Source organism: Streptomyces melanogenes (genome assembly GCF_014649795.1).
GTDB classification, from domain to species: domain Bacteria; phylum Actinomycetota; class Actinomycetes; order Streptomycetales; family Streptomycetaceae; genus Streptomyces; species Streptomyces noboritoensis.
This window is the reverse complement of record NZ_BMTS01000003.1, coordinates 43,486-69,937: the sequence shown is the minus strand read 5'-3', so window position 1 is coordinate 69,937 and position 26,452 is coordinate 43,486. Positions and strand designations below refer to the sequence as shown.

Annotated in this window: 17 protein-coding genes and 3 tRNA genes; 10 read left to right on the top strand and 10 right to left on the bottom strand. The window is 73.1% G+C overall.

From position 1 onward, the window contains the following. The first annotated feature begins 3 nt into the window (after positions 1-3). From IE252_RS07325 to IE252_RS07300, 6 genes are all read left to right on the top strand, one after another. Positions 4-570 carry a hypothetical protein gene (locus IE252_RS07325; protein WP_190088498.1) on the top strand — a complete coding sequence of 189 codons (567 nt, stop codon included), beginning with the start codon at positions 4-6 and terminating at the stop codon, positions 568-570. A gap of 277 nt (positions 571-847) precedes the next feature. Then, a complete protein-coding gene (locus IE252_RS07320; protein WP_101388184.1) occupies positions 848-1,885 on the top strand; it encodes a rod shape-determining protein in 1,038 nt (345 codons plus the stop codon). A 41-nt stretch (positions 1,886-1,926) separates the two neighbouring features. Continuing rightward, positions 1,927-3,483 (top strand): GAF domain-containing protein, encoded by a 1,557-nt coding sequence (locus IE252_RS07315; protein WP_190088497.1) that lies wholly within the window; start codon positions 1,927-1,929, stop codon positions 3,481-3,483. Positions 3,484-3,725: 242 nt separating this feature from the next. Beyond that, complete coding sequence (locus IE252_RS07310) at positions 3,726-4,349, top strand: lysine transporter LysE (RefSeq protein WP_190088496.1); 624 nt, start codon at positions 3,726-3,728, stop codon at positions 4,347-4,349. Positions 4,350-4,418: 69 nt separating this feature from the next. Next, a complete protein-coding gene (locus IE252_RS07305) occupies positions 4,419-5,843 on the top strand; it encodes an acyl-CoA synthetase (RefSeq protein ID WP_190088495.1) in 1,425 nt (474 codons plus the stop codon). Beyond that, on the top strand, positions 5,836-7,188 hold the full coding sequence (locus IE252_RS07300) for a carboxyl transferase domain-containing protein (RefSeq protein ID WP_190088494.1): 1,353 nt from the start codon (positions 5,836-5,838) through the stop codon (positions 7,186-7,188). Before IE252_RS07305 ends, IE252_RS07300 begins: the two co-directional genes overlap by 8 nt. 277 nt (positions 7,189-7,465) lie before the next feature. On the opposite strand, the gene IE252_RS07295 is transcribed toward IE252_RS07300, so the two are convergent. The 6 genes from IE252_RS07295 to IE252_RS07270 all read right to left on the bottom strand — a co-directional run bounded on the left by IE252_RS07295 (position 7,466) and on the right by IE252_RS07270 (position 14,478). Then, on the bottom strand, positions 7,466-11,137 hold the full coding sequence (locus IE252_RS07295; RefSeq protein ID WP_190088493.1) for a S8 family serine peptidase: 3,672 nt from the start codon (positions 11,135-11,137) through the stop codon (positions 7,466-7,468). Between the two features lie 117 nt (positions 11,138-11,254). Beyond that, positions 11,255-12,514 (bottom strand): MFS transporter, encoded by a 1,260-nt coding sequence (locus tag IE252_RS07290; protein WP_229848084.1) that lies wholly within the window; start codon positions 12,512-12,514, stop codon positions 11,255-11,257. A gap of 190 nt (positions 12,515-12,704) precedes the next feature. Next, positions 12,705-13,454, bottom strand: coding sequence for a class I SAM-dependent methyltransferase (locus IE252_RS07285; RefSeq protein WP_190088491.1), 750 nt, complete (start codon positions 13,452-13,454; stop codon positions 12,705-12,707). A 631-nt stretch (positions 13,455-14,085) separates the two neighbouring features. Beyond that, a tRNA-Ile gene (locus IE252_RS07280) sits at positions 14,086-14,162 on the bottom strand. 165 nt (positions 14,163-14,327) lie between these two features. After that, a tRNA-Asn gene (locus IE252_RS07275) sits at positions 14,328-14,400 on the bottom strand. A 5-nt stretch (positions 14,401-14,405) separates the two neighbouring features. Next, positions 14,406-14,478 (bottom strand) — tRNA-Asn (locus IE252_RS07270). A gap of 185 nt (positions 14,479-14,663) precedes the next feature. On the opposite strand from IE252_RS07270, the gene IE252_RS07265 reads away from it, so the two are divergent. From IE252_RS07265 to IE252_RS07250, 4 genes are all read left to right on the top strand, one after another. Continuing rightward, positions 14,664-14,972: a YtxH domain-containing protein gene (locus IE252_RS07265; RefSeq protein WP_190088490.1), complete on the top strand. Its 309-nt coding sequence runs from the start codon at positions 14,664-14,666 to the stop codon at positions 14,970-14,972. An 85-nt stretch (positions 14,973-15,057) separates the two neighbouring features. After that, positions 15,058-16,503, top strand: a complete 1,446-nt coding sequence (locus IE252_RS07260; RefSeq protein ID WP_190088489.1) for an FGGY family carbohydrate kinase — start codon at positions 15,058-15,060, stop codon at positions 16,501-16,503. A 197-nt stretch (positions 16,504-16,700) separates the two neighbouring features. Continuing rightward, entirely contained in the window at positions 16,701-18,434 is a 1,734-nt protein-coding gene (locus IE252_RS07255) for an ABC transporter ATP-binding protein (protein WP_190088961.1), read from the top strand. After that, entirely contained in the window at positions 18,431-20,362 is a 1,932-nt protein-coding gene (locus tag IE252_RS07250; protein ID WP_190088488.1) for an ABC transporter ATP-binding protein, read from the top strand. Before IE252_RS07255 ends, IE252_RS07250 begins: the two co-directional genes overlap by 4 nt. A 33-nt stretch (positions 20,363-20,395) precedes the next feature. On the opposite strand, the gene IE252_RS07245 is transcribed toward IE252_RS07250, so the two are convergent. The 4 genes from IE252_RS07245 to IE252_RS07230 all read right to left on the bottom strand — a co-directional run bounded on the left by IE252_RS07245 (position 20,396) and on the right by IE252_RS07230 (position 26,451). Beyond that, positions 20,396-21,628 (bottom strand): RNA polymerase sigma factor, encoded by a 1,233-nt coding sequence (locus IE252_RS07245; RefSeq protein ID WP_190088487.1) that lies wholly within the window; start codon positions 21,626-21,628, stop codon positions 20,396-20,398. A gap of 152 nt (positions 21,629-21,780) precedes the next feature. Further along, positions 21,781-23,673, bottom strand: a complete 1,893-nt coding sequence (dnaG, locus tag IE252_RS07240) for a DNA primase (protein ID WP_190088486.1) — start codon at positions 23,671-23,673, stop codon at positions 21,781-21,783. A gap of 29 nt (positions 23,674-23,702) precedes the next feature. Next, positions 23,703-24,983: an NAD(P)/FAD-dependent oxidoreductase gene (locus tag IE252_RS07235; protein ID WP_190088485.1), complete on the bottom strand. Its 1,281-nt coding sequence runs from the start codon at positions 24,981-24,983 to the stop codon at positions 23,703-23,705. 166 nt (positions 24,984-25,149) lie between these two features. After that, positions 25,150-26,451, bottom strand: a complete 1,302-nt coding sequence (locus IE252_RS07230) for a deoxyguanosinetriphosphate triphosphohydrolase (protein WP_190088484.1) — start codon at positions 26,449-26,451, stop codon at positions 25,150-25,152. Position 26,452 lies beyond the last annotated feature (1 nt).

Genomic DNA, 26,452 nt, shown 5'->3' with positions numbered 1-26,452 from the left:
GTCATGACGGACGCGCAGCCCCACCATTTCGGCCCGCTCGACTTCCAACTCGTCCTGCTGCGGCGGATGGCCGACCACCAGCCGGAGCTGGTCGACGACGCCCGCAGAGAGCTGGGGGTGTCGATAGCGGAGATGCGGGAGGCCAACCGGCGCTGGCAGGCGATGACCCGCTCGCCGCGCTCCCGGGGCGCCGCCGCGCGGTACCGGTCGGTGCTGGGCGAGCCGGAGGCGGTGGCCCCGCGCAAGGTCGGCGACCTGGAGTGCGAGGCCCGGCTGTGGCCGGTGCCGCTGTGGCCGACGCTGCGGTTCGAGGTGCTGGCGGGGCCGGACGGGACGGTGTGGAACGAGTGGCTGGTCCGCGCGCCGGGTGAGCCCGGTCCCGCCCTGCAGACGGCGGCGGACCTTCGCCCGTGGTCCTGCACGGTCGACGAGGCCGCCCGCGCGTTCCCCCCGGCCCGCCCGATGGAAGGCAGCGCCCCCACCCGCTGGCAACTGGAGCTGACGGTTCCCGGCGGGGAGAAGTGCGTGGCGGAGTTCTCGTGGGGGTTGCTGCAGCGGTTGTCGGGGTGACGGGATTTCGCCTGCGGGCCGGTGGGTGGCTGGTCGCGCAGTTCCCCGCGCCCCTAGGGGGTTGCGGCTCAGCGAGCACGCGACTGCGGCGGGGCCGGTGCTGAGCAACCACGTCCCCCTAAGGGGCGCGGGGAACTGCGCGACCAGTTGGGGACGGCCCGCAGACAAACACCGGGCCCAAAAAGGGGCGCCGACGCCCGACCGGCGCAGCCCAGCGCGCGCGCCGGACGGCGGGAACGGACGATTCGATCAAGAGCCGCCACTCGGGAGGATCGCCGTGACCGTCAGTCTGGAGCAGTTGCGCCGTTGCCATGTAGCCGTCGACCTCGGGGCCGCGAGGACGCGCGTGTTCGTCAAGGGACTGGGACTCGTCGTGGACGAGCCCAGCGTCGCGGCCGTCAACACCCGTACCGGCGCACTGATCGCCGTCGGCGCGTTCGCCGAGAAGATGACGGGCCGTACGCCCGACTACATCCGCGTCGCCCGCCCCGTCACCGGCGGCACCGTCGTCGACATCGAGATGGCCCAGCGCATGCTGCGCCACCTGGTCGGCGAGAAGCTGCGGCGCCAGCTGCGGCGCAAGCCCGGGCTGCGGGCCGCCGCCTGCACCCCGCACGAGGCCGACCCGCTCGCCCAGCGCGCCGCCGTCGAGACCCTGGTGGGCCTCGGCGCCCGCCGCGTCGAGCTGGTCGACACCCTGATCGCGGCGGCCGTCGGCTGCGGGCTCCCGGTCGAGCAGCCGACCGCCACCATGATCATGGTGTGCGGCGCGGCCACCACCCAGATCGCGGTGCTCTCGCTCGGCGCGATCGTCACCGCCGAGCGCATCCCGGTCGGCGGCGACGCCATCGACCACGCCGTCATCCAGCACCTGCGCCACCAGCACGAGCTGATGCTGCCGAGCCAGTCCGTGCGCCCCCTCCAACTCGCCCTCAGCGGCAACGGGCTGACCCCGCACGGCCCCGCCTCCACCGAGATCCACGGCCGGGACGTCGCCACCGGCCTCGCCCGCTCGGTGCAGGTCGACACCGCGGCCGTCCGCGACGCGATCCACACCCCGCTGACCGCCGTCCTCGACGGCATCGGCAAGGTCCTGCGCGACTGTCCCCCCGACCTCGTCGCGGACCTCGCGGACCGGGGGATCATGATGGTCGGCGGCAGCGCCCTGCTGCCGGGCCTGGACCAGATGCTGCGCAAGGCGACCGGCATGCCCGTGGCCATCGCCGAACGCCCGGACGTCTGCGCCATCCTGGGCCTCGGCGCGATGCTGGACGGCAAGATCGAGCCGATGGTCCTCGACCCGCTGGCCGAGTGAGGCGAGGGGCGGGACGAAAGACGGGAAGGGAGCGGGGTGCGGTGCGCGCGGACGACCGGTCCGGGGACGGGGCACCCCTGCCCGTCCTGCTCGAAGCCGTCCTCGGCGTCGGATCCGAGCTCGAACTGCACACCACCCTCCAGCACCTCGTGGACACCGCGGCCGAGCTGACCGGCGCCCGGTACGGAGCGCTCGGCGTCGTCGACCCCGAACGCGGCCGGCTCACCGAGCTGTTCACGGCCGGGCTCACCGACGCCGAACGGGAGCGCATCGGCGCGCTCCCGGACGGGCGCACCGGGGTGCTCGGCGTGCTCATCCAGGACCCGCGGCCGCTGCGGCTCGACGACCTCACCGCCGATCCGCGCTCCTCCGGCGTGCCGCCCGGCCACCCGCCGATGCGCTCGTTCCTGGGCGTCCCCATCCGCGTACACACCGAGGTGTTCGGCAACCTCTACCTCACCGAGAAGCGCGGCGGCCCGTTCACCGAGGAGGACCTGGCGCTGCTGCGGGTGCTCGCCTCGCAGGCGGGGATCGCCATCGGCAACGCCCGCCTCTACGAGACCGCCCGGCGCCGCGAGCGGTGGATCGAGGGCGCCGCAGCCGTCACCACCTCGCTCCTGACCGGCGACACGGCGGCGAACGCGCTGACGACGGTCGCCGAGCGGGCCCGGCTGCTCGCCGACGCGGCGGCCGGGGTGGTGCTCCAGCCCACCCCGGAGGGCGGCATGGAGATCGTCGCCGCGTCCGCGCCCGACGACCCGGACGACATCGTGGGGACGACCATCGCGCCCGGCTCCCCCGTCCTGGTCCAACTGCTCGGCGGCGAGCCGGTGTTCATCGAGGACTCGGCGACCGACCCCCGGATGACCACGCACGTACGGACCCGGTTCGGGCCGAGCATGATGCTGCCGCTGCAGAGCGGCGGCAAGCTCATCGGTACGCTCGCGCTCCCCCGGCGGCGCGGGGCCGAGCCGTACACCGCGGTGGACCGGCTGCTGGCCGCGCAGTTCGCCTCCCAGGCCGCGCTCGCGCTGGTCCTCGCCGACGCGCAGCACAACCGGGAGCGGCTCGCGGTGTACGAGGACCGCGACCGGATCGCCCGCGATCTGCACGACCTGGTCGTCCAGCGGCTGTTCGCGACCGAGATGATGCTGGAGTCGACGCGCCGCCGCGCCGCGAAGGCCTCCGGCGACGACACGGACGAGCTGCTCACCCGGGCCGTGGACGAGCTGGACTCCACGATCCAGGAGGTCCGCACCGCCATCTTCGCCCTCCAGCAGCCGCCCGCGGACGCGCCGACGACCGTACGGGGGCGGGTGCTGCGCGAGACGGACGGCGCGGGGGCGGTGCTGGGGTTTCGGCCGTCGGTGCGGTTTTCCGGGGCGGTGGATGCGGTGCTGGGCGACGCGGTCGCCGGGCGGCTGCTGTCGGCCCTGCGTGGCGCGCTGGCCGCGGCGCACCGGCGGGCCGGGGTGTCGTCCGTCTCGGTCGTCGTGGATGTGACCGTTGTCCTGGCGGACGGGCGTCCGGGTGTGCGGCTGACCGTCACGGACGATGGGGAGGGGGGCGGGCCGGTGATTTGGGAGGCGCCGCTGTAGGGGGCGGTGGATGTGCGTCGGCGGCTGCGGGCCGTGGTGGGCTGGTCGCGCAGTTCCCCGCGCCCCTGAATGCGCCCCTCCGGGCCGCCCAGGGGATTGCCGCGCAGCGGCATCTAAGGGGCGCGGGGAACTGCGCGACCAGCCACCCACCGGCCCGCAGACAAACCCCGGGCCGAAAAGGGGCGCGGCCCAGGGCGATATTCGGATGCGTACCCGGTGGGCGTGGCCGGAAAGTAGCCCCTATGAGCGCGATGTGGACGACCGCCGTCGCCGGTGCTGCTGCCGGGCTGGGTGTGGCCATGCCCGTGGGGGCCGTCGGGGTGTTGCTCGTTCAGGAGGGGATGCGGGACCGGCGCGGGGCCGTTGCGGCCGCGGCGGCCGTGGCCGTGGTCGATCTGGCGTACGCGGCGGTGGCGACCGCGCTGGGGCCGTGGGTGGCGTCGACGCTGTCGGGGGTGGAGGCGTGGGTGCGGCTGGTGGCGGCCGCCGTGCTGGTGGGCATCGCGGCGCGGGGGCTGTGGGGCGCGCGCAGGCCTCCGACGGGCGGTTCCCCCGGCCGGGCGGCGGCCACGTCCCCCGCCCGCACCTTCGGCCGGTTCGCCGCCCTCACCCTCGTCAACCCCACCACCGCCCTCTACTTCACCGCCCTCACCACCGCCCAGGGCAGCACCCTCCACGGCGGCGCCAGCGGAGCCGTGTTCGTCTCGGCCGTGTTCGCCGTGTCCTTCGTGTGGCAGCAACTGCTCGTCGCGGCGAGCGGGTTCGCCGGGGCGCGGATCTCGGAGGCGGCCCGGATGTGGACGTTCCGGCTCGGTTACGGGCTGGTCGCGCTGTACGCCGTCAAGGTGGCGCTGCCGCTGCCTTGATCGCGGTGCCGCGTAGGGTTTCCGGTGGCCCTTCAGGGCCGGTGCCGTCGACCGCGAGGAGCCCTTTCCGTGTCCCCTCTCTTTCCCGCGCTGCGGACCGCCGACGAGAAGGAAGCCCTTCGGTTCGGCGAGCACGCCCTCAGTTACGCCGGACTCGCCGGGGCGGCGGGCGCCCTGGCGGGCCGGATCGCCGGGGCGGGCCGCGTCGCCGTCTGGGCGACCCCGACTCTGGAGACGGCCGTCGGGGTGGTGGCGGCGCTGCTGGCCGGGGTGCCCGCCGTACCGCTGAACCCCAAGACGGGCGAGCGCGAGCTCGCGCACATCCTGGCGGACAGCGCGCCCACGGCCGTCCTGGCCGCCCCCGGCGACCTCCTGCCGCCCGCGCTTGCGGCCCTGACCAGGATCGACGTGGACCCCAAGGCGGGACCGGAGCCGCTGCCCGCCGAGCCCGGCGACGGCGAGTCGCCCGCCCTCATCGTCTACACCTCCGGCACCACCGGTCCGCCCAAGGGGGCCGTACTCCCCCGCCGGGCGGTCTCCGGCACGCTCGACGCGCTCGCGGAGGTCTGGGCGTGGACGCCCGACGACGTCCTCGTACACGCCCTGCCGCTCTTCCACGTCCACGGCCTGATCCTCGGCGTCCTCGGCCCGCTGCGGCGCGGCGGCTCGGTCCGGCACCTGGGCAGGTTCTCGGTGGAGGGCGTGGCCCGCGAGCTGGCGGCGGGCGCGACGATGCTGTTCGGGGTGCCGACGATGTACCACCGGATCGCCGAATCCCTCGACACCGACCGGGAGTTGGCGAAGGCGCTGACCGGGGCGCGGCTCCTGGTGTCGGGGTCGGCGGCGCTGCCGGTCCACGACCACCGGCGGATCGCGGCGGCGACCGGCCGTACGGTGATCGAGCGGTACGGGATGACCGAGACGCTGATGAACACGAGCGTACGGGTGGACGGCGAGCCGCGCCCCGGCACGGTCGGCGTGCCGCTGCCGGGCGTGGAGCTGCGGCTCGCGGACGAGTCGGACGGCATCGGCGAGATCCAGGTGCGCGGCCCGAACCTGTTCAGCGGCTATCTCAACCGGCCGGACGCCACGGCCGCCGCGTTCACCGAGGACGGCTGGTTCCGCACCGGCGACATGGCGAGCCTGGACGCCGACGGATACGTACGGATCGTCGGCCGCAAGGCGACGGACCTGATCAAGAGCGGCGGGTACAAGATCGGGGCGGGCGAGATCGAGAACGCGCTGCTCGACCACCCCGGGGTGCGCGAGGCCGCCGTCACCGGGGAGCCGGACGCCGACCTCGGGGAGCGGATCGTGGCGTGGGTGGTCCCGGCCGACCCCCAGTCCCCGCCCACGCCCGAGGAGTTGGCCGGGCACGTGGCCGCCCAGCTCTCCCCGCACAAACGGCCGCGTACGGTCCGCTTCCTGGAGGCGCTGCCGCGCAACGACATGGGCAAGATCATGAAGCGCGCGCTGGGGAACGGGAATGGCTGACCGCCTGAGCGCCAGGGCGGCGATCGAGGCGGCGACGTCCGCCTTCACGGAGCTGCACGCGCCGGAGCGGGAGACGGCGGCGGAGGGCCCGCTGGGGTGGGAGGGGTACGCGGCGTCGCGGGCGCGGGCGCGGGAGCGCACGGGCGAGCAGGAGTCCGTGATCTACGGCGAGGCGGACGTGGCAGGCCGAGCCTGCGTCGTGCTCTCCTTCGAATTCGGCTTCCTGGGCGGGTCGTTGGGCGAGCGTACGGGTGACCGGCTCGAGGCGGCGTACCGGGCGGCGCGGGAGCGGCGGCTGCCGCTGGTCTCGCTGATCGCGACCGGTGGCAGCCGGATGCAGGAGGGCATGGTAGCGCTCACCCAACTCCAGCGGGTGGCCCGCCAGTCCACCCTGCTGCGCTCCGCCGGGCTCCCCCAGATCGCGGTCCTGCGCGACCCGACGACGGGCGGCGGCTGGGCCACGCTCGGCGCGGGCGCGGACGTGGTCCTGGCGCTGCCGGGCGCGCAGGTGGGCTTCGCGGGTTCGCGGGTACGGCCCGCCGACGCGGATCCGGCGGCGTACGCGGCGGAGGGGCAGCTGGCGGCCGGGGCGGTGGACGCGGTGGTGCCGGTGGGGCAGCTGCGCGGGGTGCTGGGGAGGTGGCTGGGGCTGCTCTCCGGCGGGACGCCGGACGGCCCGGCCCCGGCGGAGGTGCCTTGTGCGCTCGGCGGGGCGGGGCTGCCGGGGACGGGGTGGGAGGCGGTGTCCCAGGCGCGCGCGTCGTCCCGCCCCCGGGCGGCGGCGTACCTGGACGCGTACTTCGACTTCCGCCTGGGGGTCAGCGGGGACCGGTGCGGGGGTGTGGATCCCGGGATGCTGTGCGGGTTCGGGGAGCGGGGCGGGCGTACGGTCGCGTACGCGGCCCAGGCCGGCACCGCGACCCGCCCGGCGGGCTACCGCACCGCCGCCCGCCTCCTCCGCCTCGCCGACCGCCTCGGCGTGCCCGTCCTGACCCTGGTCGACACGCCGGGCGCGGCGAACGACGCGGCGGCGGAACGGGCTGGCCAGGGCGCGGCGATCGCGGACTGCTTCGCCGCCGTGGCGGGGGTGGGGGTGCCGGTCACCACGCTGGTGATCGGCGAGGGCGGCTCGGGCGGGGCCCTCGCCCTCGCCTCTCCCGGCCGTACGTGGGTGACGCCGTCCAGCTACTTCTCCGTGATCGCGCCGGAGTTGGCGGCGGCGATCTTGAAGCGGGGGGTGGGGGCGGTACGGACCACGGCGGACCAGCTGGGGCTACGCCCCCAGGACCTGGTAAGCCTCGGCTTGGCCCGGGGGGTGACGTCCCCCACCCGACCCCTTCCCTAAACCCTCCGGGGGTGGGTGGGGGTGAAGCTGGTTTCCCGGGGGCTACGCCCCCGGACCCCCGGGCGGGGCTGCGCCCCTGCACCCCGGATTCCTTTCGTCTGCGGGCCGTCCCCAACTGGTCGCGCAGTTCCCCGCGCCCCTTAAATGCGCCCCTTCGGGGCGCCCCTGTAGGGGCGCGGGGAACTGCGCGACCAGCCACACACCACCCGCAGACGAAGAACCAAGCCGCCCGGCCCAGGGCTTTCGGGAAGGGGCGGGGTGGGGGACAAACTCCCGGTCAACGCACCCCCGCCGCCCGCACCACCTCCTCCCGCACCACCCCACCCCGATCATCCCGAGCCACCCCCCGCAGCGAAACGAACCGCACCCCCACCGGCACCCTCAACTCCCCCCGCCACACCCCCGCACCGACCCCCGACAACCCAACCCGCCCCCACGTACCCCCGTCGTCGTACGACACCTCCAACACCCCAGCCCCAATCCGCCCCGTCCCCACAGACGCCCCCGCCACATACGACGCCCGAAGCCCCACCGGAACCCGCCGCCCCGACACATTCCCCGACAGATCCGTCGGCACATCGAAGCCCAGGTTCAACAGCGGAAGCGTCGTCGCCCGGTCGCCAGGCGTCTCGGCGGACCGGAACGTCCACTCGGCGTGCCCCCGGGTGGACAACCGCCACACCGACGGGTCCAGCGTCGTGTCCGTGGTCACCCGGAACGTGTGCACGGCCGGGTCCACGCCCCACGCGTACGCCCCCGACCCGACCCGCCGGTCGACCTGGACCCCGTCCACGTACACCGACGTGACCTGCGTCATCGACGGCTGGCTCCAGACGTCGCCGAACCCCGTGTGGTCGGCGCCCCCGTCCCCCCACCCCGGCGTGTTGAACTGCAGGTCGTTGCCCGTGCGTTGCTGCCCCCAGCCCAGGCCCGAGCCGAGCCACGGGTGCCACACGGGGCCGAACCAGTCGAGCGGGGTCCGGGTGCCGCCCCGATACGTCACCAGGCCGCTGCGCTCCTCCAGGGCCGACTCGCCCAGCGTCACCGACTCGTGCCAGCGCTGGCCGGGACCGGTGCTGACGTAGTCGGTGCGCCGCGCCGGATACGCGATCCGCTCCGCGAAGCCGAAGCCGATCGGGAAGGTGCCGGTGATCGAGTAGCGGAACTCGCCGCCCGTGGCCGGGCCGCCCGGCGTGTGGAACGCCGTGTCCACCGTGGCCAGTTCACGCCCACGCGGCCGGTACGTGAGATCGCCGTCCGGGACGGCCCCGGGGTGGCCTTCGGAGAGGTCGTAGACGTACGGGCTGTAGCGCGTGCCCACCAGCACGGCCGTACCGCCCCGACGGGAAACCTCCCGCAGCCGCGCCGCGTCCGCCGCGTTCACCGACGCCACCGCCAGCGGCGCGTCCCCGCCCGCGTCCGTGCCGAACCACTCGCTGAGGCGGCCCGGCGCGTCATCCGTCACGAACAGCGCGGCCACGCCCGCCCGTTGGGCCGCCGCCGCCTGCTGCTGCGGGGTGACCCCGGTGGCGGCGCGGACGAGGACGGCCTTGCCGCGCACGTCCCTGCCCGCGTACTCGGCCTCGGTCCCCGTCCCGGCGTCCGCGACCCCCACCCGGCGCCGCCCGTCGAACGGCGTCGAGCCCGCCTGCACCAGCGCGTCGCCGAGCCGCCGCCCGCCCGCCTCGACGTCGAGCAGCGGCTTGCCGAGCCGCCACACCGTGCGGTACTCGAAGGTGCCGGTGCGCACCTTCCGCGTCGGCGCCGCGAAGACGCTGTCGTACGCGACCGGCACCTGCACCGCGCCCGAGACGGTCGCGCCGTTGGCGCTGCGGGCGTACTCCATCAGCAGCTGGCGCGTCTCGGTGCGCCGGTCCACGTCGGCCCGCAGCTCGCGCAGCCGCCGCCCGTCCAGGGTGATCTCGCGGTCCCGGTCGAGCACCACCTCGGGATCGGAGAGGTACCCGAGACCGAGGGAGTCCGCGCCCTTGCCGCCGCGTACGTCGAGGAACGAGTCGACGGTGTACGTGCCCGGCTTCAGCCGCAGGGTGAGCGTGCCCGAGTCACCGACCGCCGCCCCGAACGGGTCCTGGCCCTGGGCGAGTTGCTGCACGGAGAGGTTCGCCGGGCTCGGGGCGCCGTCGCGGTCCTTGACGTGCACGGTGAGGTCGTACCGCTCCTCCTCCTTCACCATCCCGAACGCGGTGTGCGCGACCGGCTTCCCGCCGACGGACGCCGTGACGCGGCCACCGGTGTGCCCCACGGCCGCGTGCGTGCCGTCGCCGGTGACGGTGGTGTGCGCGGCGCCGTGGGCGGGGACGGTGAGCTCGGTGTCGGCGAGGGAGACCACACCGGCGGGCGCGCCCCCGTCGACGGACAGCGCCAACCGCACGGCCGCATTGGAGGAGTTGGTGTAGGTCAGCGTCCGCGTCACCGGCTTGTCATCCCCGTACGGCCAGCGCACGAAGCCCAGGTCGGCGCTGCCGGTCGCGGTGACGGACGCGGTGGTCGCCGCCGGGACGTCGACGCGGCCCGCGCCCAGCGCGTACGGCTCGGCGTCCAGCACCTTCGACGTGGACATCAGCGCGTCCTTCAGCCGCTGCCCACTCCAGTCGGGATGCTCCTCGGCGAGCAGCGCGGCGACGCCCGCGACGTGCGGGGTGGCCATCGAGGTGCCGCTCATGGCCGTGTACGGGCCCGATCCGGCCGTGTACCGGGAGCGGGCGGCCAGGATGTCGACGCCGGGGGCGGCGAGGTCGGGCTTGAGGGCGTTGTCGCCCAGGCGCGGGCCCTGGCTGCTGAAGTAGGCGGCCTGGTCGGCGGAGTCGACGGCGCCGACGGTCAGGGCGGCGTCGGCGGCGCCCGGGGAGCCGATGGAGGAGGGCGCGCCGGTGTTGCCCGCCGCGATGACGAAGAGCGCGCCGGTGTCGTGCGAGAGCGTGTTGACGGCCCGGGCCATCGGGTCGGTGCCGTCGCTCGCCTCCTGCGAGCCGAGGCTCATCGAGACGACCTTCGCGCGGACGTCCTTGGCGGCCCACTCCATCCCGGCGATGATCTGCGACTCGGAGCCGGTGCCCGCGTCCGAGAGCACCTTGCCGACGGCGAGGTCGGCGCCGGGCGCCACGCCCTTCTCCTGCCCGTCGGACGCGGCGCCGGAGCCGCCGACCGTGGAGGTGACGTGGGTGCCGTGGCCGTTGCGGTCGGCGACCTCCTCGCCCTCGATGAACGACTTGCTCGCACCGACGCGCCCGGTCAGATCGGGGTGGTCCGCGTCGACGCCGGTGTCCAGGACGGCGACCTTCACGCCCTTGCCGGTGAGCCCGGCGGCCCACGCCTGCGGGGTGCCGATCTGGGCGTTGGACTCGGCCATCGCGGCCTTCACGCGCCCGTCGAGCCAGACCTTGGCGATGCCGCCGGAGAAGCCGCGCGCCTTGGGGGCGGCGGTCAGCGCACGCCAGAAGGCCCCGTCCCCGGCGGCCCGGACGGCCGCGCCGCCGATGCTGGGAAGCGTACGGACGGGCTGCACGCCGGGCGGAAGGGCTTCGCGTACGGAACGCCCCTTCCCGTACGTGACGAGGAGCGGCAGCGAACCGCCGCCCAGCCCCTGCTCGATGAGCCCGCTGACGTCGAAGAGGCGGGGGTCGAGGGTCCCGTCGGCGAGGTACGGCCGGGCCTCGTCCGGGACGACACGGACGCGGCCGTCGACGGTCTGGCTGCGCACGGCCCCGGTGGCGCCGCGCGCCCGCTCCACCGTGACGGCCTTCCGGCCGCCGCCGAGGTCGGTGACGGTGACCTTGTCGCCGGTGAGGAGCGTGACGGTGTGCGCGGCGTTCCGTACGGGGGCGGCGGCTCCCCGGGGCGATCCGACGGCCGGGCCGACCGGGAGCAGGACGAGTGCGAGCCCGATCGGGACCAGCCGGGCCCCACGTCTCCGGGATGCTCTGGTCATGAACGCTGCCCTCTCTTCGCCGGGTTGCTGCGAAGAGTGTCGGGCGGTTTACCGGACCCCGGGACTGAACTGCCGTGGCGGATAAGCGACTTGGCAGCTACCCGCCAGGGCCCGCTGTTACGCCTCGGGGTCGCGGGAGTCGTACCGCGCGAACCGGCGGCGGGTGACGCCGAGCAGCGTCACGGCGAGCACGCACGCGAGGCCGCCGCCGGTGACGGCGACCGTGGGCGAGGCGAGGTCGGCGGTGGTGCCCGCGAGGAAGTCCCCCAGCCGGGGCCCGCCGGCCACGACGACGATGAAGACGCCCTGCAGCCGCCCGCGCATCTCGTCCGGGGCGGCGACCTGGAGCATGGTGTTGCGGAACACCATGGACACGGTGTCGGCGCATCCCGCGAGCGCGAGGAAGAGCAGCCCCAGCCAGAGGTCGCGGGTCAGCCCGAACACGGCGATCGCGGCGCCCCACGCGCCCACCGCCAGCAGGATCGCGAGCCCGTGCCGGTGGATGCGGCTCAGCCACCCCGAGAACACCCCGCCGAGCAGCGCGCCCAGCGCGGGCGCGGCGACCAGGAGCCCGGTGGTGCGGGCGTCACCGCCGTACCAGAGCGCGGCGACGGCCGGGAACAGGGCGCGGGGGTGCGCCAGGATCATGGCACAGAAGTCGGAGAAGAACGTCATGCGGAGGTTGGGCCGGGTGGCGAGGAAGCGGAACCCGTCGAGGACGGAGGCCCGCTTGGCGGCCGTACGGTCCCGGTCGGGCAGCATCGACGGCAGCCGCCACATCGCGTAGAGGGAGGCGGCGAAGGTGACGGCGTCGATGAGGTACGCCGACTGGTACCCGGCGAACCCGACGATCAGCCCGCCCAGCATCGGGCCGAGCAGGGTGCCCGAGGTCATGGTGATGGAGTTGAGCGCGTTGGCCGCGGGCAGCTGCTCGGGAGGCAGCAGCCGGGGGATCATGGAGGACCGGGCAGGCCCGTTGAGGGCCGCGCACACGGACTGCAGCGCGACGATCCCGTACAGGAACCACACGTGCGCGAACCCGGCGATCGCGGCGGCGGCGAGCCCCGCCGAGAGCACGGCGGACCCGGACGCACTGGCCAGCCCGAGCGTGCGCCGGTCCACGGTGTCCGCGATCGCCCCGCCGTACAGCCCGAACACCATCAGCGGCACGAGCGAGAACAGCCCCACGAGCCCCACGCTGAAGCTGGACTCGGTGATGTCGTACACCTGGAGCGAGATCGCCAGGGAGGTCATCCCCTGCCCCACCCACGAGATGGTGTTCCCGAACCACAGCCGCCGGTAGTCCGGGGAACTGCGGAGGGGGGTGAGGTCGGCGAGTATGCGGGTTCTGGCGGGGGCTTGGGTGTCGGCGGTCACGGGCGATGCTAACCGGTGTGTGTGCCGGGTCATGCGTCTGCGGGCCGTCCCCAACTGGTCGCGCAGTTCCCCGCGCCCCTAAAAGCGCCCCTCCGGGCCGCCCCGGGGATTGCCGCGCAGCGGCATCCAAGGGGCGCGGGGAACTGCGCGACCAGCCACACTCAGCCCGCAGACGAACCCCGGGCCAACCTCAGACGCGCTCCGCGTGCACGTACGACATCGGGTACACAATGCGACCCTTCGCGTCGACGTCGAACGCGTTCGGGTCGAACGGCAGCGTCCCCCCCGTCTCGGCCCGCTGCTTCTCGAAGTACTCACGCGTGTGGTTCGTCGTGCACAGGCTGTCCTCGATCGCGAGGATCCGCCACGTCCCCTCCAGGTTGGCCCGGAAGTTGTCCTTGCTGACGCGCAGCTGCTGCGGCGGCAGGCCGACCAGCTCGGACTCCGCGAAGGCGAACAGGTGCAGCCGGGCCCCCGGCGCCGTCACCCGGTGCAGCGCCGCCGCGTACTTGCGCCGCTGCTCGTCGGTGAGGACGTGGTACAGCCCGTAGTCGAGGACCGTCTCGAAGCCGCCCTCGACGCCCTCGAAGGCCGTCGCGTCCGACACGGCGAAGGTCATGTCGAGCCCGCGCTCGCGCGCCCGCTCCTGCGCCTGCCCGATCGCGGAGGGCGAGAAGTCGAGGCCGGTGACCTGGTGGCCGCGGCTCTTGAGGTGGAGCGAGTTCTGCCCGGTGCCGCACCCCGCGTCCAGGACCTTCCCACGGAACGCGCCGGACGCCTCCAGGGCCACCACGACCGGCTGCGGCTCGGGGATGTTCCAGGGCGCGAAGTCGAACTTCATGCCCAGGCCCTCCGTCCGCACCTTCCCCGCGTACAGCGGATCGAAGTTGGCACTGCCGGCCGTGTAGACCTCGCCGCCCTGCGGTTCTTCCGTGCTCACCTGGTGCCTCCCCTTTGCGGTTCGTGATGCGGTCAATCTCCCGGACCGAATCACCTGGGGACAAGCCCGGGCGGCTGATCAGACGTTCAATCGCGGGAACTCCGCGGTTGCACACCGGTCTTGACAATTGCCGGAGGAAAGAAATGCGCCACGGCGGCGGGGCGGCCCCCGGGCGACGCGGCGCGACGGCGCCTCCGGCGCGGGGCCGGGCAGCCCCGGCCCCCAGGGCGCCCCACGGGCCCGCCCGGACCCACCAGGCGCCCGCGCACGACCCGGGCGACGGCACCGCTCCCCCGGGGCCCACCGGTGGCGGCGGCCGCCACCCCGATGAATTCCCCCGAATTCCGCCCGTGGGAAATTACCTCCCGCCCCGCCTCTCCCCGTACTCGGGAATTCAGGGCTCCGGAATGCGACCGGGAAGTGGGAAAGCGCGACCCGGAGGTCGCGAAGAAAGCCCCCGTCCCCGACGCGCCGCGTCGTACGCAGGCGCGCCCCGGCTCTCCCCGGCCCCCTCCGCCGTCACTCCGACCGGGTGGGTGCCACGATGCCCCCGGTGTGTCGTACGTGGAGTACGACGCCCCGGGGGCATCCTGGTCTCGCCTGTCCGAAACGTTCCTGCAGGAACGACTCGTGGTGGGGCGGGTGGGACTCGAACCCACGGCCGACGGATTATGAGTCCGCTGCTCTAACCGGCTGAGCTACCGCCCCTAACGGCGCGTCGCGCACATTTGTGCGCGCCGTCTGCCGCAGCATAGCCGCTCATACGATCTCCTGCCTCGGATGGTCGGCAACGCACGACCATGAGGACCCGATCGCGGCCCGCGCGGTTCCACCGGGCATGAAAAAGGACCCTCAAGGGGCCCTTTTCCACTGCTCTCCCGACTGGACTCGAACCAGTAACCTGCCGGTTAACAGCCGGCTGCTCTGCCAATTGAGCTACAGGAGACCGAGCTCCCCCGACTGGACTCGAACCAGTAACCTGCCGGTTAACAGCCGGCTGCTCTGCCAATTGAGCTACAGGGGAATGTCTCGTTGCATCGAACGTACCTACCCCGGGTGTCCCCGGGCGGCGTGCGCTCGCTGCGACACATACATTAGCGCAAGCAGGGGGGTGCTCCGCCAATCGGTTCCGCCCCGGGTGATCACGGGGCTGCACGGGTAGGCGCAGCACACGACGCCACAGCGACGTCAGACAGACGCCACAGAAGGGTGACCGCCATGCGCTACCGGCTCACGTTCGCCGTCGGACTCGTCGTCGGGTACGTGCTCGGGACCCGGGCCGGACGCGAGCGGTACGAGCAGCTGAAGAAGTCAGCCCGGCAGGTCGCCCAGAACCCGGCCGTCCGCAACACCGCCGAGTCGGCCGCGCAGAACGGCCGGGCGTACGCGGGCAAGGCCTTCCACGCGGTGAGCGAGAAGGTCGGGGAGAAGCTGCCGGACTCGATCGGCGAGCGGGTGCGGTCGCTGCGCGAGCGCGGCGAGGGCGCCGAGGACGACTGGGGCACCAGCAACACCTGACGGACCCCGTGCACCGGCGACAACCGGCGACACCTTGACCCGCGCGCGGCCCCGGTGGCCCCCCGCGTGATGCAGAATCGTGCGCATGGGGATAGTCGCCGGGCTGGACAGCTCTTCCGCCTTCACACGCATCGTCGTCTGCGACACCGACACCGGTGCCGTCCTGCGGCAGGGGTACGCCCCGCATCCCGTCGACCCGAAGGCCACCGAGGTCGATCCGCAGGCCTGGCTGCTCTCGCTCGGCGAGGCCGCGGCGGGCGGGCTGCTCGAAGGCGTGCAGGCCATCGGCGTCGCCGCCCAGCAGCACGCGCTGATCGCGCTGGACGGGCAGGGCGCTCTCGTACGGGCGGCGCTGACCGGCAACGACAAGCGCGCGCAGGCCGCCGCGGCGGATCTGACCGACGGGCTCGGCGGGCGCGAGGCGTGGGCCAAGGCCGTCGGGTCCGTGCCGCAGGCCGCCCAGGCCGTGGCGAAGCTGCGCTGGCTGGCCCGTACCGAACCGGAGGCCGCCCAGCGCACCGCCGCGATCGTGCAGGCGCACGACTGGCTGGTGTGGCAGCTGCTCGGCCGCCCGGCCCGCCGCACCACCGACCGGGGCGCCGCCTCCGGCACCGGCTACTGGTCGGCCGCGACCGGCTTCTACCGCCCCGACCTGGTCGAGCTGGCGCTCGGCCACCACGTGGCGCTCCCCGAGGTGCTCGGCCCCTCCGACGCGGCCGGCACCACCCCCGAGGGGCTGCTGATCTCGGCCGGCACCGGCGAGACGATGGCCGCCGCGTTCGGGCTCGGCGTCGGGCCCGGCGACGCGGTCGTCTCGCTCGGCGCGTCGGGTTCCGTCATGGCCGTGCACCACGAGGCGCTGGCCGACCCGGCCGGGATGATTACGTCGTTCGCCGACGCCACCGGCCGCCATCTGCCGGTCGTGCATACGAGCAACGCGGTACGGGCGCTGCGCGGCACGGCGGAGATGCTCGGCGCCGAGAGTCTGGAGGAGCTCTCCGCCCTTGCGCTCAAATCCACTCCGGGCGCCTGCGGGCTGGTCCTGCTGCCGTATCTGGAGGGCGAGCGCACGCCCCGGCTGCCGCACGCGGCGGGCACGCTTGCGGGGCTGCGGCGCGAGTCGATGAAGCCCGAGCACCTGGCGCGGGCCGCCTTCGAGGGCATGCTCTGCTCGCTGGCGGACGCGCTGGACGTGCTGCGGCTGCGCGGCGTGGAGGTGCGGCGGGTCTTCCTGCTCGGGGCGGCGGCCGAACTGCCCGCCGTGCAGGCGGCGGCGCCCGCGATCCTGGGCACCCAGGTGGTCGTGCCGCAGCCCGCCGAGTACGCGGCGCTCGGCGCGGCCCGGCAGGCGGCCTGGGCGCTCGGCGTCTCGCAGGGCAGCCTCGGCGCGCACACCCCGCCGGCCTGGCAGGGCGCGGCCGCGCAGGTCTTCGAGCCGGGCGAGGAGCTGGCGGTGGGGCAGGCGGTGCGCCAGCAGTACATCGCGACGCGCGACGAGATCCACCCGGGCGCGTTCGACCCGGGCGCCTGAGACGGGGCTTCCGGTCACCGGGGCGGGAAATCAGCCGTAAGGGGTGGTCTCCGGCGTGTCGCCTTGACCACGCCGGAGGTCCGTCCTTGACTCATCCTTTTGACTTGCCCTTGGCTTAATCCCTTGGGGTTACGGGGGTGGAGTGTCGCAAGATGGGGGTCGAACCCCTCGATCTTGCCGACCCGGAGAGCCTCCACGTGCTCATACGACTCCTGCGGACCCATCTGGATCCGTACAAGAAACCGATCGCGCTCCTGGTGCTGCTGCAGCTGCTCCAGACGTGCGCGACCCTCTATCTGCCGACCCTGAACGCCGACATCATCGACAACGGTGTCGTCAACGGGGACACCGGCTACATCCTGGAGTTCGGCGGCATCATGATCGCCGTCAGCCTGGTCCAGGTCGTCTGCAACGTCGGCGCCGTCTACTTCGGCGCGCGCACGGCGTCGGCGGTCGGCCGGGACATGCGCGCGGCCGTCTTCGGGCGCGTCCAGTCGTTCTCCTCGCGCGAGGTGGGCCACTTCGGGGCGCCGTCCCTGATCACCCGGACCACCAACGACGTGCAGCAGGTCCAGATGCTGACGCTGATGGCGTTCACGCTGATGGTGTCCGCGCCGATCATGTGCTTCGGCGGCATCATCATGGCGCTCGGCCAGGACGTGCCGCTGTCGGCGGTGCTGCTGGCCGTGGTGCCGGTGCTCGGCGTCTCCGTCTCCCTGATCGTGCGCAAGATGCGTCCGCTGTTCCGCACCATGCAGACCCGCCTGGACACGGTGAACCGCGTGCTGCGCGAGCAGATCACCGGCAACCGCGTGATCAGGGCATTCGTCAAGGACGACTACGAGAAGGGCCGCTTCCGGGGCGCCAACACCGAGCTGACCGACGTCTCGCTCGGCACCGGCCGGCTGATGGCGCTGATGTTCCCCACCGTCATGACGGTGGTCAACGTCTCCTCGGTGGCCGTGGTGTGGTTCGGCGCCCACCGGATCGACGACGGGTCCCTGCAGATCGGCCAGCTCACCGCGTTCCTCACGTATCTGATGCAGATCGTGATGGCCGTGATGATGGCCACGTTCATGTTCATGATGGTGCCGCGCGCCGAGGTCTGCGCCGAGCGCATCGAGGAGGTGCTCGGCACCCAGACCAGCGTGGTGCCGCCACTCTCCCCGGTGCGCGAGCTGCGCCGCAGCGGCCACCTGGAGGTCCGGGGCGCCGACTTCACCTATCCGGGCGCCGAGGAGTCCGTCCTGAACGGGGTGGACCTGGTGGCGAGCCCCGGCGAGACCACCGCGATCATCGGGTCGACGGGCAGCGGCAAGTCGACGCTGCTCGGGCTCGTACCGCGGCTGTTCGACGTGACGGACGGCACGGTGCTGGTCGACGGCGAGGACGTGCGCGGAATCGATCCCGTCCTGCTCGCCAAGACGGTGTCGATGGTGCCGCAGAAGCCGTATCTGTTCTCCGGGACGGTCGCGACCAATCTGCGGTACGGGAACCCCGACGCCACCGACGAGGAGCTCTGGCACGCGCTCGAGGTCGCCCAGGCCAAGGAGTTCGTCTCCAAGCTGGAGGGCGGGCTGAACGCGCCGATCGCGCAGGGCGGCACCAATGTCTCCGGCGGCCAGCGCCAGCGGCTCGCGATCGCGCGGACCCTGGTGCAGCGCCCGGAGATCTACCTCTTCGACGACTCGTTCTCGGCGCTCGACTACGCGACGGACGCGGCCCTGCGGGCGGCGCTGCTGCGCGAGACGCGCGAGGCCACCGTCGTGATCGTGGCGCAGCGGGTCTCCACGATCCGCGACGCCGACCGGATCGTCGTCCTGGACGAGGGCCGGGTCGTCGGCACCGGCCGCCACCGCGAGCTGATGGCCGAGAACGAGACGTACCGGGAGATCGTGCTCTCCCAGCTGACGGAGGCCGAGGCGGCATGAGCGGAAACATGGCCCGGATGATGGGCCAGGGCGACGGCAAACGCTCGATGGACTTCAAGGGCTCCTCGAAGCGGCTGCTGCGCCAGCTCGCCCCGGAGAAGGGCACGCTCTATGTGATGCTCGTCGCCGCGGTGCTGAGCGTGGCGCTGTCGGTGGTCGGGCCGAAGATCCTCGGCAAGGCGACCGACCTGGTCTTCGCGGGCGTCGTCGGTCGGCAGATGCCGGACGGGACGACCAAGGAGCAGGCCCTGGAGCGGCTGCGCGCCAAGGGCGACGGCGGACTCGCCGACATGCTCTCCGGGGTGGACTTCACCCCCGGCCACGGCATCGACTTCGGCTCGGTGGGCGGGGTGCTGCTGTGGGCGCTCGCGGTGTACGTGGGCGCGGGGCTGCTGATGCTGGTGGCGACCCGGCTCTCCAACCGGGCGATCAACCGCACGGTGTACCGGATGCGCGAGCAGGTGCAGGCGAAGCTGTCGCGGCTGCCGCTGTCGTACTTCGACCGCGCCAAGCGGGGCGAGGTGCTCAGCCGGGCGACCAACGACATCGACAACATCTCGCAGACGATGCAGCAGACGATGGGCCAGCTCATCAACTCGCTGCTCACCATCGTCGGCGTACTGGCGATGATGTTCTGGATCTCGCCGCTGCTCGCGCTGGTGGCGCTGGCGACCGTACCGCTGTCGGTGTTCGTCGCGACGAAGATCGGCAAGCGGTCGCAGCCGCAGTTCGTGCAGCAGTGGAAGACCACGGGACGGCTCAACGCGCACGTGGAGGAGATGTACACCGGGCACAGCCTGGTGAAGGTCTTCGGGCGCCAGGAGGAGTCGGCGCGGCAGTTCGACGAGCAGAACGAGGCGCTGTACGAGGCCGGGTTCAAGGCGCAGTTCAACAGCGGGGTGATGCAGCCGCTGATGATGTTCATCTCGAACCTGAACTACGTGCTGGTCGCGGTCGTCGGCGGACTGCGGGTCGCCTCCGGGGCGCTGTCGATCGGCGATGTGCAGGCGTTCATCCAGTACTCGCGGCAGTTCTCGATGCCGCTGACCCAGGTCGCCTCGATGGCGAACCTGGTGCAGTCGGGGGTCGCCTCCGCCGAGCGGATCTTCGAGCTGCTCGACGCGGACGAGCAGGCGCCGGAGCCGGACGCGAAGTCGGCCGAGCGGCCGGTGGAGCGGCGGGGCGCGGTGACACTGGAGAAGGTGGCGTTCCGCTACGACCCGCAGAAGCCGCTCATCGACGACCTGTCGCTGAAGGTCGAGCCGGGCCAGACGGTCGCGATCGTCGGCCCGACCGGCGCGGGCAAGACGACGCTGGTCAACCTGCTGATGCGGTTCTACGAGGTGACGGACGGGCGGATCACCCTGGACGGGGTGGACGCGGCCCGGATGTCGCGCGAGGAGCTGCGGGCGGGCATCGGCATGGTGCTCCAGGACACCTGGCTGTTCGGCGGGACCATCGCGGACAACATCGCGTACGGCGCGTCGCGGCCGGTCACCCGCGAGGAGATCGAGGAGGCGGCGCGGGCGGCGCACGCGGACCGGTTCGTACGGACGCTGCCGGACGGGTACGACACGGTGATCGACGACGAGGGTACGGGGGTGAGCGCGGGCGAGAAGCAGCTCATCACGATCGCCCGGGCGTTCCTGTCCGACCCGGTGATCCTCGTGCTGGACGAGGCGACGAGTTCGGTGGACACGCGGACGGAGGTGCTGATCCAGAAGGCGATGGCGCGGCTGGCGCACGGCCGGACGAGCTTCGTGATCGCCCACCGGCTGTCGACCATCCGCGATGCCGACGTCATCCTCGTGATGGAGAACGGCGCCATCGTGGAACAGGGCACGCATGACGAGCTGCTGGCGGCGGACGGGGCGTACGCACGGCTGTACGCGGCGCAGTTCGCGCAGGCGGTGGCTGAGGTGGACTGACAGTGGGGCGGGGCCGCCCGCGGCCCCGCCTGCTCAGTCCAGGTAGCCCCGCAGCTGGTCCGCGAAGGCGTGGTCGCGGAGTTTGTTCAGGGTCTTTGATTCGATCTGGCGGATTCGTTCGCGGGTGACGCCGAAGATTCGGCCGATCTCCTCCAGCGTGCGGGGGCGGCCGTCGGCGAGGCCGTAGCGGAGCTGGACCACCTTGCGTTCGCGTTCGCCCAGCGTGGACAGCACCGCCTCCAGGTGCTCGCGCAGGAGCAGGAAGGCCGCGGACTCCACGGGGGACGCCGCGTCGCCGTCCTCGATCAGGTCGCCGAGCGCGACGTCGTCCTCCTCGCCCACCGGCGCGTGCAGCGAGACCGGCTCCTGGGCGAGCCGGAGCACCTCGCTCACGCGCTCCGGCGCGAGGTCGAGGTGCGCGGCCACTTCCTCCGGCGTCGGCTCGTAGCCGCGCTCCTGGAGCATCCGGCGCTGCACCCGCACGACCCGGTTGATCAGCTCCACCACGTGGACGGGGACGCGGATCGTCCGGGCCTGGTCGGCCAGCGCGCGGGACATGGCCTGGCGGATCCACCACGTCGCGTACGTCGAGAACTTGTAGCCGCGCGCGTAGTCGAACTTCTCGACCGCGCGGATCAGTCCGAGGTTTCCCTCCTGGACCAGGTCGAGCATGGTCAGCCCGCGCCCGACGTACCGCTTGGCGACGGAGACGACCAGGCGCAGGTTCGCCTCGATGAGGCGGCGCTTGGCCATCCGCCCCATGACCACCAACTTGTCGAGGTCGACGGCGAGTTGGGAGTCCAGGTCCGGGGTGTTGCTCAGCTTCTCCTCGGCGAACAGGCCCGCCTCGACCCGGCGGGCGAGCTCGACCTCCTCGGCGGCGGTGAGCAGCGGAATGCGGCCGATCTCGCGCAGGTACTGCCGGAAGAGGTCGGACGACGGGCCGCCGGTGTCCACCCGCCCCGGCACCCGTTCGGGCGGCTCCGGCACGTCCACCACGTCGTCGACGAGCTCGACGGGGGGCACTTCGGCCTCGGGGTGGAGCGCGGCCCGGGTCTGCGGGGGCACGGTGGCCATGACGTCGTTGTCGGTCAGGGTCTGGGTCTGCACGGGGGCGACCTCCAGGGTGATCGCTGCCGGATCGGGGGCGTGCGGCAGCGGGACGGGGGCGGCCGGGCCGCTGTCCGTCCCGTACACGATGAGCGGATCCGCGGGGGTGAGGTACCCACCTTCGGTGGGCCGGCCGCGCTCCGAGGACTCAGGCACCGCACCCCAGTGTGGGGTAAGACACATCTCCGCCACGAGGGGCGTGCGGTGACTTTTTGAAGCCGGTCCGTGACCGGTCGGTTACCCGTGCGGCAGCGGTGTGGGGCCGCGCTGGCAGTGGTACGGGTACCCCGGGCGACCCGGGGCAGACCTCAGAGTGCTTCCGCGCCCCGGTTGCGCAGCGCCTGGCCGTACTGCTGGAGGACCCACAGCTCGTTCTGCACGGCGGCCAGTCGCTCCGGGTCGCCGTTCTGGCCCAGGCGCGCCAGGGTGCCCTGGATGTCGAGGAGGCGGCGGTCGACAGCGCGCCGGCGCACGGCGACGAGCTGCTCGCCCGCGTACGCCTCGTCGACCACGCGCGCGTGGATGGCCTCCACGGCGAGCTCGGTGACGAGCGCGCGGACCGTGTCGTTGGGGGCCGACTCCATGACCGCCGGGAGGTAGTCGGAGGGCGCGTCGGTGGCGCCGCCCGCGTCCATGACGCACTGGCGCACCGCCGCGTACGGCGGGGCCGTGAACTCGTCCACTCCGTACGCGTCGAACGCCGGGGAGACCAGCTGCGGGTACTGGAGGGCGAGCTTGAGGAGCTCGCGCTCGGTGCGGTGGGCGGGGCTGCGCAGGTTCAGGGCGGGGCCGGAGGGGGCGGCGGCCGGGGCCTGCACCTCGCCGTACTCGCGGCGGCGCTCGGGGGCCGGGCCCTTGCCGCCCCGGTCGCGGGCCCAACGGGCCAGCTGGGCCACGCGCTTGACCACGAACTGGGTGTCCAGGATGCCGAGGATCCCGGCGAGCTGGACGGCCACCTCGTGCTGGGAGGCGATGTTCTTGATGCGGGCGACGATCGGGGCGGCCTCGTCGAGGGCGGCCGCGCGGCCCGCCGGGGTCTCCAGGTCGTACCGCTGGACGATCTGGCGGATCGCGAACTCGAAGAGCGGGGTGCGGGGCTGGACCAGGTCGGCGACCGCCTCGTTGCCCTTGGCCAGGCGCAGCTCGCAGGGGTCCATGCCGTCGGGGGCGATGGCGATGTAGGTCTCGGCGGCGAACTTCTGGTCGTCCTCGAAGGCGCGCAGGGCGGCCTTCTGGCCCGCCGCGTCACCGTCGAAGGTGAAGATCACGCGCGCGCTGCCGTTGTCCATCAGGAGGCGGCGCAGGATCTTGATGTGGTCGCCGCCGAAGGCGGTGCCGCAGGTGGCGATGGCGGTGGTGACCCCGGCGAGGTGACAGGCCATCACATCGGTGTAGCCCTCGACGACCACCGCGCGGCTGGACTTGGCGATGTCCTTCTTGGCCAGGTCGATGCCGTACAGGACCTGCGACTTCTTGTAGATCGCGGTCTCGGGGGTGTTGAGGTACTTGGGGCCGTTGTCGTCGTCGCGGAGCTTGCGGGCGCCGAAGCCGACCACTTCGCCGGAGACGTCGCGGATCGGCCACATCAGCCGGCCGCGGAAGCGGTCGATGGGGCCGCGGCGGCCCTCCTGGGAGAGCCCGGAGAGGGTGAGCTCCTTGTCGCTGAAGCCCTTGCCGCGCAGGAAGCGGGTGAGGTGGTCCCAGCCCGCCGGGCTGTAGCCGACGCCGAAGTGGGCGGCGGCGGCCTGGTCGAAGCCGCGCTCGGCGAGGAACTTGCGGCCGATCTCGGCCTCGGGGCTGGTGCCCAGCTGCTCGATGTAGAACTGCGCGGCGATCTTGTGCGCCTCGACCAGGCGGATGCGCTCGCCGCGCTGGTGGGACGGGTTGTAGCCGCCCTCCTCGTACCGCAGGGTGATGCCCGCGGTGGCGGCCAGGCGCTCGACGGCCTCGGAGAACGACAGGTGGTCGATCTTCCGGACGAAGGCGATCGTGTCGCCGCCTTCCTGGCAGCCGAAGCAGTGGAAGAGACCCTTGCTCGGGCTGACCTGGAAGGACGGGGACTTCTCGTCGTGGAAGGGGCAGAGGCCCTTGAGGTTGCCACCGCCCGCGTTGCGCAGCTGGAGGTACTCGGACACGACGGCGTCGATCGGGACCGCGTCCCGGACCGCCTTCACGTCGTCATCGTTGATCCTGCCTGCCACGCACGAAGTCTACGTGGCGGCGGTGGCGATCAGGACTGGTCGGGCAGCAGGTCTCCCAGGGGCACCGAGGGGTCCGCGAGCCGGTCGGGGTCCACCTGGACGCCCTTGGTTCCGGCCCTGATCAGGTCCTGGATCGACCCTGTGACGTCCCACACATTCACGTTCATCCCCGCCAGCACCCGGCGCTCCTGCAGCCAGAAGGCGATGAACTCGCGCTTGCCCGCGTCGCCCCTGAGCACCACCTGGTCGTACGAGCCGGGGGGCGCCCAGCCCGAGTACTCCAGGCCCAGGTCGTACTGGTCGGAGAAGAAGTACGGCACGCGGTCGTAGCTGACCTCCTGGCCCAGCATCGCGCGCGCGGCGGCCGGGCCGCCGTTGAGGGCGTTGGCCCAGTGCTCCACGCGCAGGCGGGTGTCGAGCAGCGGGTGGTGGGAGGCGGCCACGTCGCCCGCCGCGAAGATGTCGGGGTCGGAGGTGCGCAGCGAGGCGTCGACGGCGACGCCTCCGCCGTCGGCCCGGTCGACCAGGGCCAGCCCGGCGTTCTCGGCGAGCGCGGTGCGCGGGGCGGCGCCGATCGCGGCGAGCACGTCGTGCGCCGGGTGCTCCTCGCCGTCGTCGGTGCGGGCGGCGAGGACCATGCCGTCCTGGCCGGTGATCTCGGTGAGCCGGGCGCCGAAGTGGAAGCGGACGCCGTGCTCGGCGTGCAGATCGGTGAAGATCTGGCCCAGCTCGGGGCCGATGACCTGGTGCAGCGGGGTCGCCTCGGGCTCGACGACGGTGACCTCCGCGCCGTAGCCGCGCGCGGCGGCGGCGACCTCCAGGCCGATCCAGCCGGCCCCGGCGATCACCAGGTGGCCGTTGTCGCGGCCGAGCGCCTTGAGCATGTTGCGCAGCCGCTCGGAGTGGGCGAGGCGGCGCAGGTGGTGGACGCCCGCGAGGCCGGTGCCGGGGATGTCGAGGCGGCGGGGCTCGGAGCCGGTGGCGAGCAGCAGCTTGTCGTAGCCGATCAGGGTGCCGTCGCCGAGGCGGACGGTCTTGGCCTCGCGGTCGATGGCGGTGACGGTCTGGCCGAGGTGGAGCTCCACGTCGTTCTGCGCGTACCAGGCGGGCTCGTGGACGAAGACGCTGTCGCGCTCCTCCTTGCCGGAGAGGAACCCCTTGGACAGGGGAGGCCGTTCGTACGGGTGCTCCCGCTCGTCGCCGATGAGGATCACCCGGCCGTTGAACCCCTCGGCGCGCAGGGTCTCGGCGGCCTTGGCCCCGGCCAGTCCTCCACCGACAATGACAAATGTCCGGTCTGCGTCGACCACTTGATGCCTCCTCGTTGCTCAACCGCCATCTGCGAGCGTCCCGCACGGAGCGTGATGGGGGAAGAGGGCTTGCTCCGTTGGGGGCGCCGAGTGGCCGGGCTTCATCGGTACGTCATAGGCGTGTCATACGTGTGTCGTACGGGGTCGTAGGCGCCTTCCGGGCCCCTCATCCGCGTCGGGCGGTGAGTCTGGCGTGCAGGGACAGGGCCGCGGCGTCCGTCAAGGACGCGATCTGGTCGACGATGACCCGTTTGCGGGCGCGGTCGTCGGGGGCGGTCGCGAAGAGCGCGCGGAACTGCGGGTCGAGCCCCTCGCCGGGGGCGCGCGCGGTGAGCGCTTCGGCCAGTTCGGCCAGAATGATGCGCTGGTCGGCGCGGAGCCGCTCCTGCTCGTCGCGCTGCATCACATAGCGGTCGGCCACCGCCTTGAGCACCGCGCACTCGTTGCGCGTCGCGCGCGGCACGACCAGCTCCGCCGCGTACCTGCTGAGGCGCCCCGAGCCGTGGCGCTCCCGGGTCGCCCCTTCGGCCGACAGGCAGAACCGGCCGATGAGCTGGCTGGTGGCGTCCTTGAGGCGGGCCTGGGCGACTGCCGAGCCGTCGTACCCGTGCGGCCACCACTCCTCGTCGATCAGCCGGTCCAGCGCGTCCGCGAGCTCCTGCGGGTCGGTGTCCGCCGGGACGTACCGCCCGATCGCCACGCGCCAGATGTCCTGGCGCTCGGGCTCGGAGAAGAGCAGGTTGGGGTCGATGTGGCCGGCGTGCAGGCCGTCCTCGAAGTCGTGGACCGAGTACGCCACGTCGTCCGACCAGTCCATGACCTGGGCCTCGAAGCACTTGCGGTGCGGCTCGGCGCCCTGGCGCACCCAGTCGAAGACCGGCAGGTCGTCCTCGTACACCCCGAACTTCACCGACTGCGGGTCGGTGGGGTGGCCGCCGCGCGCCCAGGGGTACTTGGTGGCCGCGTCCAGGGCGGCCCTGGTGAGGTTGAGGCCGACGCTGACGGGCTCGCCGGTGTGCTCGCCGCGCACGAAGCGCTTGGGTTCGAGGCGGGTCAGCAGGCGCAGCGACTGCGCGTTGCCCTCGAACCCGCCGCAGTCCTTGGCGAAGTCGTTGAGCGCCTGCTCGCCGTTGTGCCCGAAGGGCGGGTGGCCCATGTCGTGGGAGAGGCAGGCCGCCTCGACGAGGTCGGGGTCGCAGCCGAGGGCGGCGCCGAGCTCGCGGCCGACCTGGGCGCACTCCAGGGAGTGGGTGAGCCGGGTGCGCGGGCTCGCGTCCCACAGCTGCCCGGTCACGCCGGGCGTCACGACCTGCGTCTTGCCCGCGAGGCGGCGCAGCGCGCCGGAGTGCAGCACGCGCGCGCGGTCGCGCTGGAAGGCGGTCCGGCCCGGCCGTTTGTCGGGCTCGGCGGCCCACCGCTCGACGTCGGACGGGTCGTACCCGGGGTGGTGTGCTGCGATGCCTTCCATG